The 26,113-nt window shown below is 32.7% G+C and carries 18 protein-coding genes; 15 read left to right on the top strand and 3 right to left on the bottom strand.

Annotated elements, in window-relative coordinates; translation table 11 throughout:
• Positions 1 to 167: 167 nt before the first annotated feature.
• Positions 168 to 5,258, top strand: a complete 5,091-nt coding sequence (locus tag J3U09_RS04845; RefSeq protein WP_267331669.1) for an alpha-2-macroglobulin family protein — start codon at positions 168 to 170, stop codon at positions 5,256 to 5,258.
• Positions 5,259 to 5,352: 94 nt separating this feature from the next.
• Positions 5,353 to 7,650 (top strand): penicillin-binding protein 1C, encoded by a 2,298-nt coding sequence (pbpC, locus tag J3U09_RS04850; protein WP_416380033.1) that lies wholly within the window; start codon positions 5,353 to 5,355, stop codon positions 7,648 to 7,650.
• Between the two features lie 378 nt (positions 7,651 to 8,028).
• On the opposite strand, the gene J3U09_RS04855 is transcribed toward pbpC, so the two are convergent.
• Positions 8,029 to 8,574 (bottom strand): imm11 family protein, encoded by a 546-nt coding sequence (locus tag J3U09_RS04855; RefSeq protein ID WP_065563113.1) that lies wholly within the window; start codon positions 8,572 to 8,574, stop codon positions 8,029 to 8,031.
• Positions 8,575 to 8,858: 284 nt separating this feature from the next.
• The gene (locus J3U09_RS04860) at positions 8,859 to 9,449 is read right to left on the bottom strand and encodes an imm11 family protein (RefSeq protein WP_065563112.1); all 591 of its coding nucleotides are present in this window, start codon (positions 9,447 to 9,449) and stop codon (positions 8,859 to 8,861) included.
• Positions 9,450 to 9,982: 533 nt separating this feature from the next.
• Here J3U09_RS04860 and J3U09_RS04865 point away from each other — a divergent pair.
• The 6 genes from J3U09_RS04865 (at position 9,983) to pmrB (ending at position 14,778) form a co-directional block, all read left to right on the top strand.
• Positions 9,983 to 10,810, top strand: coding sequence for an ABC transporter substrate-binding protein (locus J3U09_RS04865; protein WP_065561860.1), 828 nt, complete (start codon positions 9,983 to 9,985; stop codon positions 10,808 to 10,810).
• A 3-nt stretch (positions 10,811 to 10,813) separates the two neighbouring features.
• The gene (locus J3U09_RS04870; protein ID WP_065733860.1) at positions 10,814 to 11,533 is read left to right on the top strand and encodes an amino acid ABC transporter permease; all 720 of its coding nucleotides are present in this window, start codon (positions 10,814 to 10,816) and stop codon (positions 11,531 to 11,533) included.
• Between the two features lie 6 nt (positions 11,534 to 11,539).
• Positions 11,540 to 12,232, top strand: a complete 693-nt coding sequence (locus J3U09_RS04875; protein WP_267357329.1) for an amino acid ABC transporter permease — start codon at positions 11,540 to 11,542, stop codon at positions 12,230 to 12,232.
• 105 nt (positions 12,233 to 12,337) lie between these two features.
• The gene (locus tag J3U09_RS04880; RefSeq protein WP_267357331.1) at positions 12,338 to 12,862 is read left to right on the top strand and encodes a phosphatase PAP2 family protein; all 525 of its coding nucleotides are present in this window, start codon (positions 12,338 to 12,340) and stop codon (positions 12,860 to 12,862) included.
• Between the two features lie 122 nt (positions 12,863 to 12,984).
• Positions 12,985 to 13,647, top strand: coding sequence for a two-component system response regulator PmrA (gene pmrA / locus J3U09_RS04885; protein ID WP_267357333.1), 663 nt, complete (start codon positions 12,985 to 12,987; stop codon positions 13,645 to 13,647).
• 33 nt (positions 13,648 to 13,680) lie between these two features.
• Complete coding sequence (pmrB, locus tag J3U09_RS04890; RefSeq protein ID WP_065733864.1) at positions 13,681 to 14,778, top strand: two-component system sensor histidine kinase PmrB; 1,098 nt, start codon at positions 13,681 to 13,683, stop codon at positions 14,776 to 14,778.
• Here pmrB and J3U09_RS04895 read toward each other — a convergent pair.
• Complete coding sequence (locus J3U09_RS04895; protein ID WP_267357335.1) at positions 14,750 to 15,370, bottom strand: YrbL family protein; 621 nt, start codon at positions 15,368 to 15,370, stop codon at positions 14,750 to 14,752. The genes pmrB and J3U09_RS04895 overlap by 29 nt on opposite strands.
• A gap of 275 nt (positions 15,371 to 15,645) precedes the next feature.
• Here J3U09_RS04895 and rplM point away from each other — a divergent pair, with 275 nt between their 5' ends.
• The 7 genes from rplM (at position 15,646) to glnE (ending at position 26,065) form a co-directional block, all read left to right on the top strand.
• On the top strand, positions 15,646 to 16,074 hold the full coding sequence (gene rplM / locus J3U09_RS04900; RefSeq protein WP_034901369.1) for a 50S ribosomal protein L13: 429 nt from the start codon (positions 15,646 to 15,648) through the stop codon (positions 16,072 to 16,074).
• A gap of 11 nt (positions 16,075 to 16,085) precedes the next feature.
• The gene (rpsI, locus tag J3U09_RS04905; protein ID WP_065561853.1) at positions 16,086 to 16,478 is read left to right on the top strand and encodes a 30S ribosomal protein S9; all 393 of its coding nucleotides are present in this window, start codon (positions 16,086 to 16,088) and stop codon (positions 16,476 to 16,478) included.
• 301 nt (positions 16,479 to 16,779) lie between these two features.
• The gene (locus J3U09_RS04910) at positions 16,780 to 17,412 is read left to right on the top strand and encodes a glutathione S-transferase N-terminal domain-containing protein (RefSeq protein ID WP_065562614.1); all 633 of its coding nucleotides are present in this window, start codon (positions 16,780 to 16,782) and stop codon (positions 17,410 to 17,412) included.
• Between the two features lie 48 nt (positions 17,413 to 17,460).
• Positions 17,461 to 17,865: a ClpXP protease specificity-enhancing factor gene (locus J3U09_RS04915; RefSeq protein ID WP_081299489.1), complete on the top strand. Its 405-nt coding sequence runs from the start codon at positions 17,461 to 17,463 to the stop codon at positions 17,863 to 17,865.
• A gap of 371 nt (positions 17,866 to 18,236) precedes the next feature.
• The gene (locus tag J3U09_RS04920) at positions 18,237 to 19,154 is read left to right on the top strand and encodes an inorganic triphosphatase (RefSeq protein WP_267357337.1); all 918 of its coding nucleotides are present in this window, start codon (positions 18,237 to 18,239) and stop codon (positions 19,152 to 19,154) included.
• A 1,359-nt stretch (positions 19,155 to 20,513) separates the two neighbouring features.
• Complete coding sequence (locus J3U09_RS04925) at positions 20,514 to 22,970, top strand: autotransporter outer membrane beta-barrel domain-containing protein (RefSeq protein WP_267357339.1); 2,457 nt, start codon at positions 20,514 to 20,516, stop codon at positions 22,968 to 22,970.
• Between the two features lie 254 nt (positions 22,971 to 23,224).
• Entirely contained in the window at positions 23,225 to 26,065 is a 2,841-nt protein-coding gene (glnE, locus tag J3U09_RS04930) for a bifunctional [glutamate--ammonia ligase]-adenylyl-L-tyrosine phosphorylase/[glutamate--ammonia-ligase] adenylyltransferase (protein ID WP_267357340.1), read from the top strand.
• Positions 26,066 to 26,113 lie beyond the last annotated feature (48 nt).

A 26,113-nucleotide genomic window follows, 5' to 3' on the forward strand; every position in this document is an offset into this window, starting at 1 on the left:
AAACCCCGTTCCTCAACTTTTTTTTACCAATTTAAAAAATTTAATTATCTCAAAATAAATTAAAAATCTTAATAAAGATTCTTTGCTAAAGTTTTTGTGAAAGTGCATAATATGAACAAAAAAATAAGTAGTATTTTTATCAGGAATAGAAAGGATTAGGTGAAACAATGAGATTGATAAAACACTTAGCTGTGTTGGGTTTGTTTTTGACGTTATGCGCTTGTGATAATCAAAAAGATAAATCGACAGATTCAGTAAGTAATAATAAAACCGAGTTAACTACAAATAATACCAGTAATACCAGTAATACAACGCATGATTCGAGTACAAATTCGCAATCTCATAACCCATTTAATCCAACGCCTGAATTAATCGAAAAATATAAAGGTAAAAATCTAAAAGTTCTCGATAGTTCAGAATTAATCATTGATGGTTCAAGCACATTAGTCGTGACATTTTCCGTTCCTCTCAATCCGAAATTGAATTTTTCAAATTTATTAAGATTGGTTGACAAAGAGAGTGGTGTGGTTGATGGCGCGTGGGAGTTGTCTGATAATGGCCTTGAATTAAAACTTCGCTACCTTCAGCCAAATCGTAAATTGGTTTTAACTATTGATAAGATGTTATCAGCGATTAATGATAGCCATTTGTCATCTGTTTATGAAGCTCAAATAACCACCCAAGATCGCCAACCTATGGTTGGTTTTGCTAGTACTGGATTTTTATTACCAAGTAAATCCATGAGTGGATTGCCGATTAATACGCTCAATGTTGATAAAGTTGATATAAACTTTTTCAAAATTAAGCCAGAAAAATTACCTATTTTACTTGATAATTATGGTTTTATTGATATGTTGTCAATTTGGCGTTCGCAAAGTATGAGTGAATATACTGATTTAGTTTATTCTTCAAGATTTGATCTTAATCCTAGACCGAATGCTCAAGAAACCATTATCGTTAACCTTTCTACAGTTTCTGAACTTAATCAAGAAGGTGTTTATATTGCGGTAATGAATGAAGCGGGTACTTATAATGAATCAAATCCTGCAACAATATTTTCAATAAGTAATATCGGGGTTTCATATCATCGTTATGATAATGGTAAATTAGCGGTAACGACTCATGCGTTAGATAACGGTAAGCCACTAGCTAATATTAATTTAACATTATTATGCGAATCTAATAATAAGCAGTGTAAGAATATTAAGGCAACGACAGATAAAGATGGCTATGTTGAAATCGATGGCAACAACAAGGCATATAGCGTATTGACTGCAACCGATGGCGAGCAAACTTCATTTTTGATGGTTAATCGTGCTGCGCTTAATTTAACTGATTTCAATTTATCGGGCAAACCTTTCTACCAAAAACAATTATTTGTTTTTGGCCCTCGTGACCTTTATCGACCGAACGAAACCGTCTATTTTAATGCACTATTACGTGATGCAGATGGACAGCCATTACCTGATCAACCAATCGTCGCTGAAGTGTTTTCTTCTAATGGTCGAGTTGTCAAAACTTATCAACTAAAAAGCAGTGTGAATACCAATGGTTTATATCAACAACAATTTGTTATCCCTGCTGATGCAGCAACAGGTAATTGGTTAATTCGTTTCAATTTAGGTGATGATAACTATCGCCAGTGGAATTTCAAAGTTGAAGAATTTTTGCCAGAACGTATGGCGATGGAAATACACAGTTCATCTGATGGTCCAATTCTTAAGAGTGAAGATGTTTCTTTTGATATAAAAGGTTGGTATTTATATGGTGCGCCAGCATCTGGTAATCGCTTAGATGCTAATCTTTATTTAAAGAAAGTTGATACCATTGCAGGATTAGATGACTTCAAAATTGGATCAGCTACTGAAGAAAATCCATATCGCGAACTTGATTCTTTAGAGTTAAAGTTAGATAGCGATGGTTTAACTGAAATTAATATTGAGAATAATTATTGGTCAGGAAGCTCATCACCTCTAAAAGTCGTTTTACAAGCTAGTTTGCTAGATTCTGGTGGTAGACCAGTTACGCGTTATGCAACACAAACTATTTGGCCTGCACCTAAATTGCCGGCAATCCGAGCATTATTTGAAAACTCAGAATATTATGATTGGAATAGCGATAATTATTTTGAGCGTCCAACTGTAGACATAAATAGTAATGCTGAATTCGAAATCGCTTATGTTGATTTGGATGGGGAAAAATTAGGTACAAAATCATTAAAAGCTAGACTAGTTCGTGAGCGTAATGATTACTATTGGGTTTGGTCTGAGGAAGATGGTTGGCGTCAAAGTTCCAACTCGAAGGAATTTGTGGTTTCTGAAGATCAGTTATCTATTGAGGCAGGCAGTACCACAAAAATAACCTATCAACCTACTGATTATGGTGCTTACCGAATTGAAGTGGTAGATACAAACAGTAAAGTCGTATCAAGTCTCAGATTCTGGGTTGGTTATGATTGGGAAGATAATACTCATGGTACTAAATCAGTACGTCCAGACCAAGTTAAGTTAAGTATTGATAAACCATCTTATAATCCTGGCGATGTCGCTAAAGTTAATGTTCAAGCACCGGTAGCGGGTTCTGGTTATATTTCTCTCGAAACCAATGATGGGACGATTTGGAAAAAAGCAATTACGGTGGGTGAAGAAGGTTTAGATGTCGAAATTCCTATTGAAAAATGGGGGCGACATGATGTCTATATTAGTGCTATGATTATTCGCCCTTCGACTGATGCTTCCGTGCAAACAGTTAAACGAGCAATTGGTTTACTTTATTTACCAATTGATACGTCTAATCGTCAATTAAATGTGACAATTGATACACCGGTACAAGTAGAACCTGAAACTGTTGTGCCAATTAAAATTAAAATGGATAAGCCATCTGTCCAAAAAGATAAAAAAGTGACTGTATTGGTTTCAGCTGTTGATTCAGGTGTTTTAAATATCACTGATTATGTCACACCAGATCCTTATGCTTGGTTTTTAGGACGTAAACGTTTTAATGTAGATATTAACGATGTCTATGGCAGCTTAATTGAAGCTACTGGTCGTAATGTAAATATGAGCTTTGGTGGTGATGCGATGGGCGCTGGCGGTAAAAAACCGTCAAATGAAGTTCTAATTGTTGCACAACAACTCAAAACCATTCAATTAGATGACAATGGCGAAGGTGTTATTAATTTACCTTTACCTAATTTTAATGGTGAGCTACGTATAATGGCTCAAGCATGGGATGATAATCGTTTTGGTAAAGCTGATAAAAAAATGAAAGTTTCAGCTCCGGTTATAGCTGAATTATCAACTCCTCGATTCTTATCTGGTGGTGATCGCGCTGTATTAGCGTTAGATCTTCATAATTTGACAGATAAAACACAAAATATGAAAGTTGAAGTATCGACTAATGGTTTGATTCATCAAAATGAAGCCAAAACGATATCAGTCAAACTTGATAGTAAACAAAAAGATATCATTCAAATCCCTGTTATTGCAGATTATGGTTATGGTACTGGTTCGGTAACAATAGCGGTCAAAGGTATTTTACTTGAAGATAATTCTGACACTAAAATTGAAAGATCATGGTCAATTGGCGTAAGGCCTGCATATGCCGGAACAACGAGATCTTATGTGTTAGCACTAGATGCCAATGATAATTGGGAATTACCAAACGATGCATTAACAGGATTAATTGATAACACTGTTGAAGGGCAATTGGTCATTTCTAATCAGCCGCCGTTAAATATTGCTCAATATATCAAAGATTTATTTGCATATCCTTACGGTTGCTTGGAACAAACAACGAGTGGTTTATTCCCATCATTATATGCCAATAGTAAACAACTCGCAGAACTAGGTATTAAAACTGATTCAGATGAGATGCGTCGTAAAAAAGTGCAATTAGGTATTTCACGTATCTTATCAATGCAACGAAATAATGGTAGCTTTGGGCTATGGAATAGTCATAGTGAAGAAGAGCATTGGTTGACAGTTTATGCAACAGATTTCTTGTTGCAAGCTAAAGAACGAGGTTATCAAGTTAGTGATAAAGCGCTTGATTCAGCAATGACACGCCTAGGTCAATATATCTATGATACGTCTGCATATAATAATCTTGATTATTATGGAGATTCACGTAGTTTTGAGTTTTCTAAGTTGTCAATTAAAGCCTATGCATTAATGGTTTTAACTAAACAAAATAAAGTTACCTCAGCAATGCGTAACGAGATAAATTATTTATCAGACAAGATAAGTAATGATAAGTCATTTATCTATTCGCCATTACCTATAGCTCAACTAGCGGTTGCTGCTAAATTAAATGGTAATCAAAATGTTTATGAAAAATTATTACCTTTAGTTTTTAGCACTTCGTATCAATACAATAATCACTGGTTTGGTAATTACGGTAGTGAAATACGTGATGAAGCATTAATTCTATCTTTATTAATAGAAAACAAAATAGCTCAGAATAAACAAGGTACTTATCTGTATAATTTATCAGATTTATTAAACAGTAAACGATATTTCTCAACACAAGAATTAAATTCATTGTTTATTGCTGGTTGGTCATTAGAACAGCATAAAAGTGGTAATAAATTTAAGGTATCAGTGAATGGAAAAGTTAATGAAGTTGATTCAGTATTTTCACATTCATATGATTTTGATAAATTAACCCAAGGGTTATCGATTGATAATTCAGAATCAGATGAGCCACTATATGTTAAGTTCTCTGTAACAGGTTATTCTAAAACACCTCCAGCGCCAACCTCAGCTGATGGTTTCTTTAACATCAGTCGTACGTATTATGATTTGCAGGGTAATAAAATATCACCAGCAGATTTAGATGTAGGTTCTATGATGGTTGTGGTTTTAGATGTAATAGCTAAAGAACAAGTTCATGATGCGTTGGTTGTTGATTTCTTACCAGCTGGTCTAGAGCTTGAAAATCAAAACCTTTCTAATAGTAGTGTGAATTTATCATCAATTCCTAGTATAGCTAAATTAATGGGAGATGATGATGCTAGTAATATTAAATATCAAGAATATAGAGATGATAGATATGTTGCCGCTGTTAATATTAATAATTATGTGGGGCGCAATAATAAATATCGAAAACGTTTAGTGTATTTAGTTAGAGCAGTAACTACTGGCGATTACATGATTCCTTATCCTTATGTAGAATCTATGTATCGTCCAGACCGTTTTGCTATAGGACAATCACCTGATTTCATGACTATTTCAAATCCTAAGCAGGAAGAAAATTAATTAGATATTAATATACGTTACTAATTATTCCGCCAATATATTTGGCGGAATTTTTATTTATAAATACATTTGGCTGGGTCACATAATAAAGATAATGAAAAAATGCTTTTATAAAATATTTAAATTTTTTTTGATATTATTAGTTTTATTGAGCAGTAGTTTTTTTATTGCTGACTCTCTTTTTCCTTTATCTATCTCACAAAATAAAACTACCCAAACCGTTGTTGCAGCAGATGAAACTCCATTATGGCGATTTGCTGATCAAAATGGTGTTTGGCGTTATTCGGTCAGTCTTGATGAAGTGCCAGACTATTATCTTGAAGTTTTATTAAATTATGAAGATCGCTATTTTTATGAACATATTGGTATTAATCCGATTTCTTTATTTCGTGCAGCTTGGCAAAATATATCAAATGATAAAATCGTTTCCGGTGGTAGTACTATATCTATGCAAGTGGCAAGATTATTATATCCACACGATCGAACGCTAACGGGTAAGCTAAAACAGATCTTTCGAACCCTCCAGCTTGAATTACATTATAGTAAAGATGAGATCTTAACTTTATATATTAACCACGCACCCTATGGCGGCACAATAGAAGGTATTGGGGCGGCAAGTTGGTCTTATTTTGGTAAACAGCCTAAAGAGTTAACAAGAAGTGAGGCAGTATTATTAGCTGTGTTACCTCAAGCTCCAAGCCGGTTACGACCCGACCGATTTCCTGAAAGAGCCAAACAAGCTCGTGATAAAGTATTAGACCGATTGGCAGAATATAAAGTATGGTCAAATGATTTAATCGAAACCGTTCGACGCGATGAGGTTTGGGTATATCCACGAAAAGCACCACAAGTGGCTCCCTTACTGGCTTATCGTTTAAAAAATAAATACCCTAATGAGGATATTATTCATTCCACTATTGATGTTTCAATTCAATATAATTTAGAAGATTTAGCCATCAATCGTGTGAAACAACTACCGCCTAAAACATCATTGGCTATTTTAGTAGTCGATCATACTGATATGACAGTAAAAGGCTATGTCGGTTCAGCTGATTTTAATGACAATGAACGCTTTGGCCAAGTTGATATGATTAGTGCGTTACGTTCTCCTGGCTCTACACTAAAACCTTTTATTTATGCTCTTGCTCTTGATGAAGGTATGATTCATTCTGAATCGCTATTGCAAGATGTTCCTCGTATTACTACCGATTATCGTCCAACCAATTTCGATGATGGTTTCTATGGGCCGGTTAGTGTATCTGACGCATTAAGTAAATCATTAAATTTACCTGCGGTTCAATTAATTGAGTTATATGGCCCCAAACGATTTGCAGGTAAATTGGCTGGTATTGGGTTACCTTTATCTTCGATAGGCAACGAGCCTAATATCTCCTATATATTAGGTGGCGCTTCATTAAGGATGGATAATCTTGTTAGTGCATATAGTGCATTTGCTAGGCATGGCGAAGTGAGTCCATTGCGCTTTACTCAAAAAGAGCCATTGATTAATAAACCCTTTATTTCAGATGGTAGTGCTTGGATAACAAGACAAATGTTAATTAATAGTAATCTATTAGCTTATAAAACAGGAACCAGTTATGGCTATCGGGATGCTTGGGCAGTTGGTATCAATCCAAGATATTTAATTGGTGTTTGGGTAGGGCGTCCTGATGGCACTCCCGTTGTTGGGCAATATGGTTCAATGTCTGCCATGCCAATTTTACAACATGTTAATTCAATTTTATTAAATAGAGAAAATCGTTTAAATCGTCCACTCACTACTTATGAAAAACCAGCATCAGTATCTTCTATGAAAATTTGTTGGCCATTAGGGCAACCTCTTCCGGAATCTGATGTAAATTGTCACCGTCAAAAGACCGCATGGGTTTTAAATAATATGACACCGCCAACACTAAGTACCTATGGTGAACTAAAAAATAATATCTATCGTTCTGGGTGGATAACGATTTGGGTAAATGAACGAGGTGAACGTGTTGCTGCTGATTGTCCCGGAGCACAAAAAAAACAACTTGCCCTATGGCCAGTATCATTAGAAAACTTTCTGTTAACAAAAGAGAAAAGGCGGACTCTATTACCACCAATTGATACAAGTTGCCCTGTAATGGGACAAGATGTTTTTGCTTCACTCAATATCGTAGGTTTACGTGATAAACAATTGATTAGAGCATTACCAGGAAGTCATCAAGTCACAGTTGATTTAACTCCAGAGGGTGGATATGGGGAAAAATGGTGGTTTTTAGATGGAAACTTAGTTGCTAATTCTAAAGATAATGAAAAAGTGGCCTTAACTATTGCTAAAAAAGGTGTTCATCGTTTGCTATTATTAGATGAAAGCGGACAAATATTTCGATTAAAGTTTATGTCAGATTAATTAAGTAACAAACTCAGTGGTTAATTTATTACCCATTAAATATGTAATGGATTGCTATCTGAGGTTTATTTTAATCGGGATTAACAGAAATATCTAACGTGGCAGAAACTATTAGCATTTATACAATATGTCAGCGTCAATGTGATTGAAAGATAGGTTTAACAAAAGTATATAATCGTTTCACCGTTTGTTAACTATAATAGTAGAATATTATGCATCTTCTAAATGTATTTTCTGGTATTAATTCAAGTAGATAATTGTTTTTTTCAGTATGCTAGAATAACTAAATAGATAAAAAGCGGGGTTTTACCCCACTTTTTTCAAATCTAGGAAGGATGTTTTAAATACTTAGTTTAAATATAGCCATGGTCAATAATATTAATTTACTTCTAACGGTTTTCCATCGGTTTCAATATTAATAAATTCCATACCGGTAGGGTTTACCGCCATTATGGCTTTGGCTAATGTTTCATGAAAAACGATATGAAGCGATTCTCTCAATAAAAAAACTAATCTTTGTTCTAAAGGAATTTCATTTAAAATTTTTCTGTCCAAAATGAGTTTTTTTATAAAATATGTTCTTCTAGGCTTTTCATAATCGGATTTATCTTTATCTAAAGCCTCGATTATATTGTCAGAAAGTAGACAAAAATAGTCTTTAATGAGTTTACCTTGTGGGGTTGTTAATTCAGTGTCAATAATTTTAATCCCTTTAGGCTTAAAGCTTTTAATGACATTGGCAATTTTATCGGTAATAAAAATCTCAGGGCCAGACAAAAAATCAGACATAACGGGCTGAGAGGGTATTGTTCCATTAAATTCCAAATTTATTAAAGTGGGGTTTAAGTGATCATCACGATTGGTTATTCGAATCAATGGATAGGCTTGGCCTGATTTTCTCTGTATAAAATAATAATTTTCCATGTTTTATTTCTCTTCAAAGGGTTGTATTTTTTGGGGGGATATAATAGATTTGCTGATTGTTGGTTAAATAGTAGCATGAAGTATGTTTTCTGAAGCGTTTATTTTTGTAATTATTTTACCTATCTATTATGTTTTCCAAAGCTTTGAATAACAAAATAGATAGAAGATTGGATTTATTCTCCTTCTAAATGCTCTCTGTTGATATATTCATGAACGCTATTTGTTAGTCATATAACTGTTTAAATTGCGCTAAATGATAGGCTAATATTTGGCTCAGTAATGGCTTAAATATGCCAATCTTCTACTTTAATAAATTTTAAACCAGTTGGTTTAACAGTCATTAATGCTTCAACTATAGATCGGTGATAAAGCATTATTGTGTGATCTTCTCCTAATTTAAAAATTAATCTTTCTTCTAACGGAATATTTTTTAAAATATTTTCATCAAGCTTAAATTTATCGATAAAATAGCAATCATCCCCTTCGTCGAATTTAGAGTTTAGTTTATCCATTGCATTAATAATATTATAAATATGTATATAAAAGTAATCCTTAAAAATATCACCTTTATTACTTGTAATCATAGCTGGAATTAGTTGAATTCCAAATATATTGAGTGAAGACAATATTTTTTTTAACTTATCTGAGATTACTGATTCAGGTTGGGAAAAATAATCACCAATGACTGGGCTGGCAAAATAGGGTTCACTAAATGTAAATTCCATCACTTTCGGTTTGAGAATTTTTTCATTTTCGTAATCATATAGATATTCTTCCGTATGTTCCGAATCAGGATCACACATAATTAAAGGATAGGCTTTATCTCCTGCTCGGTCAATAATGTAATATTCAAACTCGTCATTTGTGCTATTCATGTTTCTTATTCATTTTATTTAATGTTATTGGATTCTATTGATTATTGTTGAATTTATTCTAATTTTCAATCAATATCATATTTTTTTATAGTTTTAAATTAACTCAATAGTTTCTTTTAAATCTTTTAGTTGGCAGAGAATTTGGATCTCAATAACCCTATTTATTTTTTTGAATATCAAATCCATTAGTGGTGAGTGTAAAGAGAGAGCTTTTATCAATTCAGATGATTTTTAGCTTACTATCTATTTTACACGTATATCCCTTTTATTATTCTTCGACTGGTACCTTTCTACAATCCAGCTGGCACAAAAGTGCAAAGACACTCAGCTTAATTTTATGATGTGTACAGGTATTAAATGCTAAAACACGTGTTATTTTATTGCTAATATTACAATTCTATACTCTTTATAAATTACAGGTTATTTTAAATATAACTTTAAGTTATAAGCACCTAAATAATTGTTATTTATTACTCCGAATATTTTATTGATAGACTTAACCCCTATACAAAGTCCAATGGAGGATAATAACAATGAAATTTTTAACTAAATCACTGACGGTGGTTGCCTTAATCAGCTCAATATTCGTTGCGAGTTCAGCCTACGCCGATCGCTTAGATGATATTGAAAAACGCGGACAGATCAAAATAGCGGTATTTGACAGTAATCCTCCGTTTGGATTTATTGATGAAAAAACTAATAAAATTGCTGGGCTTGATGTTGATTATGCTAATGAAATTGCTAAAGCATTGAATGTAAAAGTCGAACTTGTTCCAACTAATCCAGCCAACCGTATTCCTTTGCTAACCTCACAAAAAGCAGATCTGATTGTAGCAAACTTTACGGTGACTGATGAACGAGCTAAAACAGTCGATTTTAGTTTGCCTTATTTTGCTACTGGTCAGAAGTTTGTGGCTAAAAAAGGATTCCTAAAAACAGCAGAAGATCTTAAAAATCTTCGTATAGGTGCCGATAAAGGTACAGTGATGGAAATTACTCTACGTGAGAAGTACCCAACTGCTAAAGTAATCTCATATGATGATACACCTTTTGCTTTTGCAGCATTACGCAATGGTGTTGTACAAGCTATTACTCAAGATGACGCAAAGTTAATAGGTTTACTTGCTAATGTTCCAGAAGAACAACGAGCTGCTTTTGAAATATCTCCATTTAGTATAACTCAAGAATATCAAGCTGTAGGTATTCCAAAAGGGGAAACCCGCTTGAAAGAAAAAGTTGACCAAATATTATTAAAGCTTGAAAATGATGGTGAAGCGTTAACTATCTATAACCGTTGGTTTGGACCTGATACAAATTCAGCCATGCCTCGTGGTGATTTCAAAATAGGTAAAGGTCAATAAATAATGTATGAGCAATTACTGGAACCCCGTTATTTATGGTGGTTGTGGGATGGTTTTTTAGTCACTATCGCTATTTCAGTTTTAACAATCATTCTCTCTACAATATTTGGTTTTTTACTAGTTATTGCTCAACAAAGTCATATCAAAATTATTAAAGGCGTTGTAATTAGTTATAACGCTATTTTTCGTTATTCTCCATTGTTACCGCAGCTTTTTTTCTGGTATTTTGGTATAGGTAATTTGTTACCAGTAGAATTTAAAATGTGGCTATTTGATGAACCGCAAATCCAGCTGTTTTTTTTCTCTTTAAAAATGCCTTCTTTTGAGTTTATTATTGGTTTAATTGGATTAACATGTTACTCCAGCGCTTTTATCGCTGAAGAGTTTCGAGCAGGAATTTTGGGAATAAGCAACGGTCAAGAACAAGCATCATTAGCTTTAGGTCTTACTCGTTGGCAAAGTATGCGGTTTATTATTTTACCTCAAAGCATTCGTATCGCATTTCCTCCATTAATTGGTCAATATATGAATATCATCAAAAATTCCTCCCTAACGATGGCTATTGGGGTGTTGGAACTATCTTATGTTTCACGTCAAGTTGAAACCGAATCGCTGAAAACATTTCAGGATTTTGCGATAGCAACATTTTTATATATTTTAGCCATTGTTATTGTTGGGACACTAGGCAATATTTATCAATCAAAGCGATTAAACAGGGTCTAATTTTTTATGGATTTTAAAGGTTTTGAAGTAATTTGGAATAATTTAGATTACCTAATGTGGGGTAATTTCCCAGGCGGTATTGTGTTGACTCTTTTGATGAGCTTAGCTGCTATTATCTTTTCGTCTATTTTTGGTATTTTCGCTGGTATTGGTCTAACTGTTTGCAAAGGATTTTTACGTCAACTTTTAGTTGTCGTATTAGGATTTTTAAGAGCGATTCCCGTTATTATGCTGATATTTTGGACTTATTTTTTGTTGCCAGTGCTATTGAATGTTGATGTGCCAGCTATTACAACAGTTATTTTTGCTTTATCTTTAATTGGTGGCGCATATATTGGTCATTCTGTCTATGCGGGAATGGTAGCTATTACTAAAGAACAGTGGCAAGCTGCTTTTTCGTTAGGTTTAAATAAAAGACAAGTCATCATTTTTGTTATTCTTCCTCAAGCATTAAAAATGATGCTGCCTTCATTTGTTAATCAATGGGTATCATTAATTAAAGATACGTCTTTAGCTTATATAGTGGGTGTTGCGGAATTTACATTCATTGCTACCCAAATTAATAATCGTAGTATGGTTTATCCTACTGAAATCTTTTTGTTTGTGATTGTTGTTTATTTTATCATTTGCGCTGCACTTGATTTTACCGTCACTTTATTGCCGAAATACCATTTGATTACTCGAAAAAATAAACGATAAATATCATTTATTAAATGTTCAAAATCCTTTTTAAGGTTCTTTTAAGCTTTATTGATTAAATTACAACTAAATATTGTTTTTATAGGTCGTTGTATGTTGCTTGATATGAACACTCATCTTTTTTTATTAATTAATGCTCAAGAACAAGCCTCCAAATTATTTATTCTTTTTGCCATATTTTGTGCAAATTATTTAATCTTTGTTCCTATAGTCATATTGGGAATATGTTTTTTACTCAAACCTGTTTATAGACAATTAATCATAAAAATTGCTTTAGGTTTGGCTGTAGCCTTGTTTGTAACCTTTGTTATTCGACATCTATTTTATTCTCCACGACCATTTGTTCTTAATATTGGTACGAACTATTTGAATCACGATAAAACGAGTTCTCTTCCTAGTCAGCACGCTGTTTTTATTTGGACTATTTGCTTCTCACTTTATCTAAATTATAAAAAGCAATTTAAAGCATTAACTTATCTATGTACGATTGTTGCATTACTTGTTTGTTGGAGTCGAATCTACTTAGGTGTTCATTGGCCATTGGATATTCTGGTGGGTATGTTGTTAAGTTTTATCTCTGTTTATTTAGTCAAAAAGATATGGTTTATACGCTCAAAAAGTTTTAAATAATTATTCGCTAAATTATAACTATCAAAATGAACTTAAATTTTTAAAGCATTGGGAAATAAATAGTAAAGCGTATAATAGTTGTAAATGTTACATTTCTTAAATCAAAATTAGGTAACACTATAATGAAAATTCTTATAGTAGAAGATGATAGTTTATTACAAAAAGGTTTATATGACGCGATAACGTCTAATGGCTATGTTTGTGAAGTCGCATCTAATGGTAAGCAAGCTGAGGATCTTATTGAGTTTGCACAGTTTAGTTTAATTATTCTTGATTTAGGTTTGCCTGATTGTGATGGCTTAGAGTTACTCACCCGATGGCGCAAAAAAAATATCGATATTCCTGTACTAATTTTAACCGCTCGCGATACTATCGAAGATAGAGTTGAAGGTTTAGATCTTGGTGCAGATGATTATTTAATAAAACCCTTCGCCTTAACCGAATTGCTAGCCAGAATAAGAGCGTTAATTCGTCGAAATCAAGGAACTGCCGATAATATTGTTAACTATGGTCCTATTTCAATAGATATTAAACTTCAAAAAGTTACTTTAAATAATCAAGAAGTGATATTGACGGCAAAAGAATTTATTTTACTATCTAGATTGATGTTGAAAGCCGGTGAAAAAGTGCATCGAAGTTTATTACAAAATGATCTATATGATTGGCAGAGTGATCCAAGTTCAAATGTGCTTGAAGTTTATATTCACGCCTTAAGGAATAAATTAGGAAAAGATTTAATTAAGACTGTGCGTGGGTATGGCTATCAACTCAATATTAATAATTAGTTATTATTTTAAAATTAATTGAATGGCAAATTTATGATTGAACAGTCTTTGAATAATATTCGACATAGTATCCGTTGGAATCTATTTTTTACTTTGGGTGCAATAATGTTAATTTGCCAAATTATTACGGTATTTTGGTTATGGCATGAGAGTAAAGAGCAAATTGATGTTTTAGTTAACTTAACGTTAAGTCAAAATAAAATAGATGAAGTGGTTGAACATGAAGAATTAGAAGCAATTTTTGCATTATTTTGCTCAGCATTTTCCATGATGGTTGTAACTTTATTTTTGGCCTATAAGGCGATTAAATGGATTACTAAACCCCTTGAGATACTAGAAAAAGATTTAAATAAAAGAACTGAAGATAATCTTAAGCCAATAAAACCAATCAGTAATATGCGTGAAATTAAGTCAATTACTACGGTATTAAATAATTTATTTGAAAGGCTTAATAATACATTATCTCAAGAACGTTTATTTACAGCAGATGTAGCTCACGAGATGAGAACACCTTTAGCAGGTATTCGATTACATCTAGAATTATTAGAAAGTAAAGATAAAATAGATTGCCATGAGTTAATTGAACGAATAGATCGTTTAGTAAATACCGTAGAACAACTGTTGATGCTTGCTCGAGCAAGTCAAAAATTTACTCTAGGTCAGTATCAAAAAATTAATTTTCTAGATGATATTCAAATTCCCCTTTTTGATGAATTGACAGAGTTAACAGTACAGAAACAACAAAGTATTGATTGGGAAATTACGGGTAATAATATAATTTTTAATGGTGATGCGACTTTGATTCGTTTACTGATTCGTAATTTGGTTGAAAACAGTTATCGGTATAGTCCAAATGAAAGTAAAATTACTATTAGTTTTTATAAAGATGCTGAAGAAATTGTGATAGCCGTTAAAGATGAAGGAAGCGGTATTGATGAGTCAAAAACAGAAAAGTTAACCCAAGCTTTTTTCAGAATGGATCGTAAACATGATGGAATAGGGCTCGGTTTGAGTATAGTTAATCGTATTACTAAATTACATCATGGCCAATTTACATTAAGAAATCGGCAAGACCAAAAGGGTACGATTGCCGAAGTCAGACTTAATGATTCACATCATCAATTAACTTAGTGATTAATGAATTATGCTTATTTTCTCGAATTAGTGATAATAAAAATCGTTGCCATGTGCGTTCAATTTTGGCTTTTGCAAAAAATCCTACATAGTTAGCGATAGGAATAAATGTCGAATTACCAATGTTATCAATAATAATTAAGTGATTTTCCTCTGGTGACAAATGCTGAAATAAAATATTTTTACTCTTGATTGTCATAGTAATGATTCTATCTTTCAGCAAGGCTGTTTTTAATGCTTTGAGTGATACAACTAACGCATCATAATTTTGATTAGTTGCTTGTTCGTCGAACAGATATTTTTCTAATGGAATAGAAATTTTTCCATCATAGTCACGAATAAGTTCAAAAACATGACCTTGACCAAAATTAGTCATTACAGGACCATAATATTTTGCTAGCACATCCCATGAGATATTGCGATTTATAAGGTGCTTATAATAGGCAATTTCACGGTTTGTTTCCTCTTCTGCTCCTTCATTATAATTGACTTTGATACATTTATTAGGATCATCGGGGTGATGATAGCATTTGCGGTGTAAACCTTTACTTATATAATCTTTTTCAGCAAGTTGAATTAAGTTTTCCATCAATTTTTATCGTGTTATTTAATATTAGTTAAAAGTGTAGCAGTTACTGTTTTTTCTCGCTACGCTTTTTTTATCATAAATCCTAGCGCTTTTTTAATATTTCTGTATAATATTGCCACCCACGTTACAACAGTGTTTTTCCCAACGCTGTTTTCGGTTGTCAGTATTAGTATAACGACTCGAAGGGGTTAGTTAGTTAATAGTTGCAATCAAAAAGTGTAAATAAATCAAATGATTTATTAACGTGAGATTAATTAAAATTTGGATAAATACAAATGAGTACTTTTTCAGCTAAACCAGAAACAGTTAAACGCGACTGGTATGTTGTAGATGCAGCAGGTAAAACGTTAGGTCGTTTAGCTACTGAAATCGCAAGCCGTTTGCGTGGTAAACACAAAGCAGAATATACACCACATGTTGATACAGGTGACTATATTATCGTTATCAATGCAGAAAAAGTTGCTGTAACAGGCAAAAAACGCACTGATAAAATCTATTATCGTCATACTGGTTACATCGGTGGACTTAAAGAAGCGACTTTTAAAGAAATGATTGAACGTCATCCTGAACAAGTCATCGAAATTGCTGTAAAAGGCATGTTACCGAAAGGTCCTCTTGGTCGTGCAATGTACCGTAAACTAAAAGTTTATGCTGGTAGTGAGCACAATCATGCGGCACAACAACCGCAAGTATTAGATATTTAAGGGGATAGAAGATGGCTGATAATCAATATTACGGTACAGGTCGCCGCAAAAGTTCTGCTGCTCGTGTGTTTATTAAACCAGGTAGTGGAAATATCATTATTAACAAACGTTCATTAGAGCAATACTTTGGTCGTGATACTGCTCGTATGGTTGTTATGCAACCTTTAGAGTTAGTTGAAATGACTGACAAACTTGATCTTTACATCACAGTTAAAGGTGGTGGTATTTCAGGTCAAGCGGGTGCGATTCGTCACGGTATTACTCGTGCATTAATGGAATATGATGAAACTTTACGCTCTTCATTACGTCAAGCGGGCTTTGTTACTCGTGATGCACGTCAAGTTGAACGTAAAAAAGTGGGTCTACGCAAAGCACGTCGTCGTCCACAATTCAGCAAACGTTAATTGCAACGTTACAAATTTGTTTCGAAACCCAGCCTATGCTGGGTTTTTTTTATCGCTATATAATTCTAAACTAACTGCAATAATATTTATTCTATTTTTATTAAATTATAATTTATTCAAATAGATAATAATAATCTTTGTTATCTTTCTCTTACTTTATTGAAATTAATTTACGTTCAAAAATGATTATTCGCCGAAAAAACAAAAAGAAAATATATTTTTTTAACAAATTTGTTATCCAATTTGCTAGAATAGTAACCATATTTAAACTTAATTGAAATTTCGCATATTTGGAGTGAACATGGTTGTTGCTGTTAATAAACGTTCTGTGATGACATTATTTTGTGATACAACTGACATTTACGGCCATCAGATTCGTTTTGTGCTGGCAGAAAAAGGGGTAACAGCTGAGATCGAGTTTGTTACATCAAATACTTTACCTCAAGAATTATTGGATCTTAATCCGTATGGTTCAATTCCTACCTTAATCGATCGTGATCTAACTCTTTATGAAACACATATTGCATTAGAGTATTTAGATGAACGTTTTCCTCACCCACCATTAATGCCGGTATACCCAATTGTTAGAGCTAATTCCCGCTTAACAATGTATCGCATTAAAAAAGAATGGTATAGCGCCTACGAAACGATCTTAAAAGATCCTGATAGTAGTAAAGCTAAAGAGGCTCGTAAAAACTTACTTGATGACTTAGTTTCTATTTCTGTCATGTTCAAAGAAAAAGATTACTTTATGAGTGATGATTTTACTTTGTGTGATTGCTATTTTGCTCCTTTACTATGGCGTTTACCATTGATTGGTATTGAATTGCCAAAAGTTGCAGAGAAAAACTATCTTTCTTATATGGCACGTGTATTTGAACGACCTGCTTTTATAAATTCTTTAACTGAAGATGAAAGAAAGATTAGAGCTTAAAATTTATTTTATCTAATGACAGATTAGCAATTAAACAAGGTAGCCGTTATGGAACTTGATGACATGACTCCTCGACGCCCTTATATATTTAGGGCATTTTATGACTGGATTTTAGATAATGATTTAACTCCTTATGTTGTGGTGAATACGTCTATTGATGGTGTATTAGTTCCACAAGAGTTTGTGAAGGATAATCAGATAGTACTCAATATTGCACCCCAATCAGTAGGACAGTATTTGGCCAATAATGATCAAATCGAATTCAATGCTAGATTTTCTGGTGTTCCTCAACATATTGTTGTGCCAATGGCTGCTATTGAAGCTATTTATGCTCGTGAAAACGGAGTAGGGATGGGGTTTGAAGATGAACCACACTACAAAGCCTTAAGACAAAGTGCAACTAAGCAATCCGAAAATGTTAAACCTGCAAATCCTTTTAGGGTTGTTAAATAGCTATCCTTAATTATTTTTTTATTATCCTATTTAAAATTTAACTAATAAATAGGATATTTTACTACCTATTGGAATACCCATGCTAAAACTAGCTAACCTAAATCACACAATTTAAACAAGATTGTTATCTTATAATGTTCAAAATTAAAAATGAATTTTATAAAAAAGTGTTTAGTTAATTAACTTATATAATTTCACTTTTCTACCGCTTTTTCTATACACTTTTACCTATAAAGTATTAATTATTTTATCTTGTTTATTTATCATCCTGAATGTCGCTATAGCTTTAATCATATTATAGTTGATGATAGCCTATATTTGTTAGCCTAATCGGTATATCATATGGCAAAATAAATAATGAAAACAGACAAATGAGTAACGAAATTGAATTAAAGTTTCAAATCAATCAAAGTGATATAGAACACTTACAAAGTTATTTAAATCAATGGGTTTATTGTGATGAAGCAGAATTTTCATTACAAAAAAATTTAACCAATCAACTAAAATTAACTAATACTTATTATGATACCGAAGATCATTTATTGAGACAAAATGGTTGTGGTTTGCGTATTCGAAGTACTGAAGATGGTCAAAATAAGTGTTATGAAATTACCGTGAAATCAAAGGGTAATTCTGTGAGTGGCTTACACGAACGAATTGAAATTAATCGGCCTTTACCTAATGACAAATTAGATTTAAGTGTGCTGCCCAAAGAGGCATTACCTGATGGTTTAATCCAGTTAAATCCACTTTTTACGACTAATTTTAAACGTCAAACTTGGTTGATATCATTTGCCAATAGTGAAATAGAAGTTGCTTTAGATATAGGCAGCATTACCTCAAACAGACAATCTAAACCAATACAAGAAGTTGAGCTCGAGATAAAACAGGGTAATAAACAAGATTTGATTAACTTTGCGATTGAATTAAGTCGCTTTAGCTTACATCTGTTTTCTCAGAGTAAGGCTTCGCGAGGATATCGCTTATTTCTCAATGTACCTCTTACTCCTAGCGTTTATTCTTCACAAATAGAGCAGGATTTGCCAAGCCTACTAAACTTTTGGCAACAAAATGAAGAATATGCTTTAGAAAATAACGATTTAACTTATTATAAACAGCTACTTATTCAAATAAATGAAATATTAATAAATAAGAATTTTGAAATTGAGCCAGAATTTCAGCAGTGGCAAATGGCAATGCAGCTTATTAACTCGATTAAAAATTTTGCTTATAGCGAGGTAAACACAAAATTCAAACTTAGGCTAATTTCAGAAATAAATAAAATATAGGTATAAAAATGAAATTGGAAAGGACTTTTTTTAAATTACCACTATTATTAGTTTTATTTTATTGGTTATTTAATATTTTATATATTGTTGTCTATTTTACTGGATTTGATGATTATTTTTTACTGTCAAATATGACAAGTAATCAACTTATTAAAAATTTAACTAAGCAAGTATTAATCAACTTCTATTACCAAATACCAAGCTCAATTGTTGTATTTGTATTTTCCATAGTATTATTTTATAAATATTCAATTAATCAGGTCAATTCGAGAAATATTACTAATACGTTACTTGTTGCTATATTAATTACATCAATGGATATTGCAGGGCGATGGTTTCTTTACAACAGTATTAATTCATGGGTTGAATCTAAAATTAATTACCTTTTCATGGATAGTTATTTTTCTCTACATAATGAGCTTATTAATTTTATTAAGATAATAACTATTTATATTTTTGTAACACTATGGACTTATTTTAGTATTAGATTGTTGAATAGATATTTTATTCATGACAATCACGAATTAACTCAATCAGAGAGTCAGCGGTTACATCTTGGAGTATTCATTTCGCTTTATAATTGTTATTTTAACAGCCTGTTTTTTCCCATTATTTTGTTTGATGGTGTACATTTCAGTTTCACAGGTATTATTATTAATATAGTTGGATTAGCTATATTTTTATTAATTACTAATTTGATCGGCTATTTTTTGTTAAGAAAATGTTTTACAGGTGTAACAGAAGTTTTAAACACAAAAAAGCTTATATTTAGTACGATAAGTATATTCATCTTCAACTGCATATTGGTAACAATAATTATTATGGTATCAGTTTCTCTTCATGAATATTTAGAAATATATTATAGATTATCCAATAATTTTTCATTGTGTTATACATGGACCATTATAGGAATCGTGTTTATTCTAAGCTCTATAATGGTTAGAATTATGACCAAACTGCTATTTTATTCAGAAAAAAATAGAATCAATATCACACAATAGTACAAGTTGTATATATGTATTGGTAAAGCGATTTATAAATTAGCTTCCAATACATAATCATCTTGAAAACTTACTCAAGATCTATGCCTTTCAAACTCAAATCAAAAACTCCTCATTTCAAAGTAAAAAAACTAACACTTTATCAAAATTTATATTCGACAATTTTTATTGTCAGACAATAAAAGAACATTTAGTTAAATCATTAAATAACCGATATAGACATTAACTATTTTTTTTGATACTTTGTTATTTTAGGTAAATTTTATAAATAATAACAATAAGTTAACCTTTGTTAGGTTTGTTAAGATTTAAGTTAATCAATGTAATGATTAGTAAATACCAAATAAATGGAGTTTATGTGTTCAAAAGTAATTTAAATAAAATTGATCTCTTGATCAAATTAACACTAGGTACTTGTCTAGTTACACCTCATCTTGCAAGTGCTTTAACTATTATTGATGCATCTAATATTGGAACTCATACTAATAGCGGTATTGCCGTTTCTTCAACCGATGATATCATTATTCAAAATATAACAGGTGTTGCTGCGCCTCATATCAACATTACTAGCAACCAAGATTACGGTATTAAATCAGGATATAATGGTAAAACTTTAACCATTGATACCGGAACGGATGAATTTGTAATTCAAACTAATGCAACAGGTAATTATAATAAAATAAGTAACATCCATGTTCTTTCAAATGGGAAAGTCAATGCTTTAAGTGACATTCGCCTAAATGTTAAAGATGGTACCGGTATTTATTTTGCTAATAGGGGGAAAGCTGATTTTGATAAAAAGGTAACTATAATAGGGACCGGTACATCAAATGGCAGTTTCATTGGAATTCGAGCTTATAACGGTTCAAATTCATCAAAAACTGAAGGCAACTTCAATGGTGAAGTTAACATACAGTCAGTAGGAAATGGTAGTTATGGTATTTTATCCTTACTGAATAACGCACCAGATTCACTTGGTATAAATCTAAACTTTAACGAAAAAGTAACGATTAATATGAGTGGCAATAATTCGACTGGTGTTGCGTTCCAGGAATATGCTGGTGCTAACCCAAATGCAGACAGTGTTATTAAATTTAATAATGGATTAGATGTAACAACGGCTAATGGAACCGCTGTCTACATGGACCAAAAAGCAGGAAAATTATTCATTAATAGTGGCTCAAATGTTAATAACATTGTTTCAACTAGTTATAACAATTATAACGCAATACAGTCGACTGCTGGTGAAATAGCTGTTAATGGTAAATCGAATATTAAGGGTGATATTTATGCAGCCAGTTCAGGACAGATTAATCTTGATTTAACTGATGGCTCGACATTATTAACTTCAATTGATAATACATCTTCATCTGCGAATAAAGGTACTATCAATGTTAAGATAGATGGTAGTCAAAGCCAATGGAATATGACTAATAGTTCATCTGTTGATTCCCTTACGTTAACTAATTATGCCAAAGTAAGTTTTGGTCATGATTATGCGACATCAAATACGATTCTTGATGGTTCAAATAACATGATTTTAAAGGCAAATTCATTATCTGGAAATGGGCTATTTGAATTGCGCACTTCCATCGGTAGTGGTTTTGCTAATGATTTACTTAAAATTACTGGCTCTTCACAAGCAACTGGTAATCACAATATCTCAATTAGAGATGACAATAATGGTTCAGCAACAGTTACAGGTAATGAAAAATTTACTTTAGTTGAAACTGAAGGTGGTGGTGCTACTTTTAATTTGACTTCACCATCAGTTGATATTGGTGCATACCAATTTAATACTCTAACTAAAGTCACTGATGAACGTAATAGTGGTTCAGAAGATTGGGTATTATCAGCTCAAAAGAAAACAGTAAATCCAACTAAGCCTAATTTAACCAATACAGCTCAAAATGCGGCAAATATTCTAAACTCCAGTTACTTGATTAGTTACATTGAAACACAAACTTTAATGCAAAGAATGGGTAAACTTCGTCAAGGCGAAACATCTGATGGTGATGCTTGGGGTCGTATTTATGGTGGTAAATTAAGTTCATTCAACGATAAACGTTTATCGAATTTTGATATGGATTATTATGGCTTACAACTTGGTGTGGATCGAAAAGTTGAAAATACAAATGGTGATATCTATTATGGTATCATGGGTGGTTTAAGCCGAGGAAATATAGATCATCATGTAGGTGATGGAAACACTAAAGGCTACTATGCAGCACTTTACGGCACATACCTAAACCAATCAGGGTTTTATATCGACGGTTTAATTAAATATATGAGAATGTCGAATAAATTTAATACTCGTACCGGTGGGGGTTATTTCGTAAAAGGTGATGGTAATACTAATGGTTTTTCAATAGGGACTGAACTAGGTCAACGATTCTATTTCAATTCATTACCAAATCAAGGTTGGTATTTTGAACCTCAAGCTCAATTAACTTATTCTCATCAAGGAAGTGCAGTCATCAATGCAACCAATGGATTAAGAACTAAATTGGACAGTTATAATTCATTACTCGGTAGAGCAAGTGTTGTCCTAGGCAACAGCTTTACCCAAGATGATAATATAGTTGATGTATACCTAAAAACTGGTTATGTGAAAGAGTTTGATGGTGAAACATCTTATGTCTTTAACCATGTTGCAAAAGAAAAATATGATTTCGGTGGCAATTGGTGGGATAACGGTATTGGTGTAGATGTACAGTTTAACAAACAACACCATATCTATACAGATGTTGTTTATTCATTCGGTAATAAATTTGACCAAAAACAAGTTAACTTAGGTTACCGTTATAGTTTCTAATAATTAGAGACTATCTATTTATTTAAAAAATAGACATTAACTTAAAGTGACTACCCTGCGTAGTCACTTTATTCAATAAACAAGTCTCAACTCGTCTTTCAAATCGTTTTCATTAATTATCAGCTAACCAACTATTGAAATGATATCAATATTCTTTTTTACAATTTGTTTAATAAAAAGATATGTGAAGTTAAAAAGTCATTTATAATAGTTAATTAGGTGATTTTATCAACAAGTTTAAGTGAGTGCTTATTATGTCTCAGCCTATATCGCTAGTTTCACCATTAATTGCAGAGCAAAAACAGAAAATCACATCGCAATTATCACAATGTGATTCAATTGCAGTACAAAATAATCTTGATATTTTGGTACAAAGTGATTTTATTGTTGATGCTTTTTATCGGTTTCCAGATTGGTTGACAGACATTATTAACAATCCTCCTCAAGCTGATGAAAGAAGTTACTATCAACAATGGTTAAATGAAAAGTTAGCATCGGTATTTGATGAGTTGGAACTAATGAAAACTTTAAGATTATTCAGACGCTACATTTTAGTAAGGCTTGAATGGTCACAATTAACGCAAACAAGTAGCGATGAACAAATTTTATTACAACTTACTGAGCTAGCTGAGGTGATTATTGTCACTGCACGAGATTGGCTATATGAGCTTAGTTGTAAAGAGTGGGGAACCCCTTGTAATTTGCAAGGAGAGGCGCAACCTTTACTTATTCTAGGGATGGGGAAACTCGGTGGAGGAGAACTTAATTTTTCATCTGATATTGACCTTATTTTTACTTATCCTGAACATGGGCAAACACAAGGTGGTCGTCGCGAATTAGATAATGCCGTCTTTTTCACACGTTTAGGACAGCGTTTAATTAAAGCTTTAGATCAAATTACTGAAGATGGTTTTGTCTACCGAGTTGACATGCGTTTACGTCCTCTAGGTGATGGCGGTCCACTTGTTTTAAGTTTTTCAGCGATGGAAGACTACTACCAAGAGCAAGGAAGAGACTGGGAACGTTACGCCATGGTAAAAGCGAAAATACTCGGTGATCAACAAGATTTATACACTAAAGAGCTTTACCAAATGTTAAAACCATTTGTATACCGCCGTTATATTGATTTTAGTGTCTTACAATCATTGCGAAACATGAAAGGCATGATTGAACGTGAAGTTCGTCGTCGAGGTCTAACCAACAATATTAAACTTGGTGCAGGTGGTATTCGAGAAATAGAATTCATCGTACAAGTATTTCAACTTATACGTGGTGGACGTGTGATTGGCCTACAAACACGTTCCTTATTGACTGCTTTACAAGTAATAGAACAAGAATCCCTACTTAATGCTAATGAAGTAGATGCTCTACGTGAAAATTACTTCTTCCTACGTCGTTGTGAGAACCTATTACAGGCTATACATGATGAACAAACACAAACACTACCAGAAGATGAATTAGACCAAATACGTATAGCAATAGGCATGAATTTTAGAAGCTGGAATGAATTTGTATCTGAACTTACTAAAAGAATGCAATTTACTCGGCAAATATTTAATCAACTTATTGGTGATGAATCAACTGAATCAACACAAAATACGAACAACGATCACTATAATGACCTTTGGGTGCCTGATTTACAATTAAGTGATGTTACTTCAGTACTATTGAACTATTCACCTGATGATGCCAAACAGCTTTATCAAATGCTTTGTCAATTTCGTGATGATATCAGTAAACGGACCATTGGTGTTAGAGGGCGTGAAATACTCGATCAGCTAATGCCAAAATTATTAGAATTAATTTGTAATGATGAGCATGCATTAATAATACTATCACGAATTTTACCGTTACTAGTCAATATTGTTAGCCGAACAACTTATTTAGAGTTACTGCTTGAATACCCAACGGCATTAAAACAACTAATTCGATTATGTAGTGCCTCACCAATGATTAGTGAGCAACTTGCACATTATCCAATCTTATTAGATGAGCTTATTGATATTCACTCACTTTATCAAACTGTTGCCCCTAATGAATATAAAAGTGAACTTTATCAATACTTACTTCGAATTCAGGTTGATGATGAAGAACAACAACTTGAGGCATTAAGACAATTCAAACAAATGCAACTCCTACATATAGCCGCTGCTGATGTTGAACATGTATTAAATACCATGAAAGTAAGTGATCATTTAACATATGTTGCAGAATCGCTTCTCGATTTTGTAGTTCAAATGGCGTGGAATCAGATGATTGCTCGTTATGGAAAGCCGGCACATTTAACCGATAATCAAAAAGGGTTAGTTATTATTGCTTATGGTAAATTAGGTGGTTGGGAATTGGGATATGGTTCAGATTTAGATCTCGTATTTCTTCATGACTGCCCTGTTGATAGTATAACCGATGGTGATAAACAAATTGATAGCCGCCAGTTTTATTTACGACTGGTACAACGAATAATTCATTTATTCAATGTACGTACTAGCTTTGGTATTCTTTATGAAGTTGATGTTCGCTTACGTCCACAAGGGGATGCAGGACTATTAGCTTGTAGTTTGAGTGCATTTTATGACTACCAAATGAATGAGGCATGGACTTGGGAACATCAAGCATTAGTTAGAGCAAGAGCCGTTTATGGTGAGATTGAACTTATTAAACGCTTTAACGAAATTAGGCATACTGTTTTATGTAAAAACCGTGAAGAAAGAGTATTAAAAACTGAAGTTCGAGAGATGCGTGAAAAGATGCGGGCACATTTAGGCACAACAGCGCCACATCAATTTAATTTAAAAATAGATGCAGGAGGTATTGGTGATATTGAATTCTTATCACAATATCTAGTACTAAACTATGCACATCAATATCCTAAAATGACCACATGGAGTGACAACGTACGGATCTTGGAGCTTGCAGCTAACTATCAAATTATGGACAACCTAGAAGCCCAGCAACTCACTAAAGCTTATATTGATATGCGAAATGAAATCCATCAATTATCGTTGCAACTCTTACCGAGCATTGTTGATGACTCATGTTTCAAATCAGAAAAAGAGATCGTGAATCAAAGCTGGCTAAAATGGCTTAAAGACTAATTAGTTCTAATATACTTATAATTGTTTAATAAAGTTGATTTGATTGAA

The sequence above is a fragment of the Gilliamella sp. B2889 genome (genome assembly GCF_026536885.1).
In the GTDB taxonomy this organism is placed as follows: domain Bacteria; phylum Pseudomonadota; class Gammaproteobacteria; order Enterobacterales; family Orbaceae; genus Gilliamella; species Gilliamella apicola_E.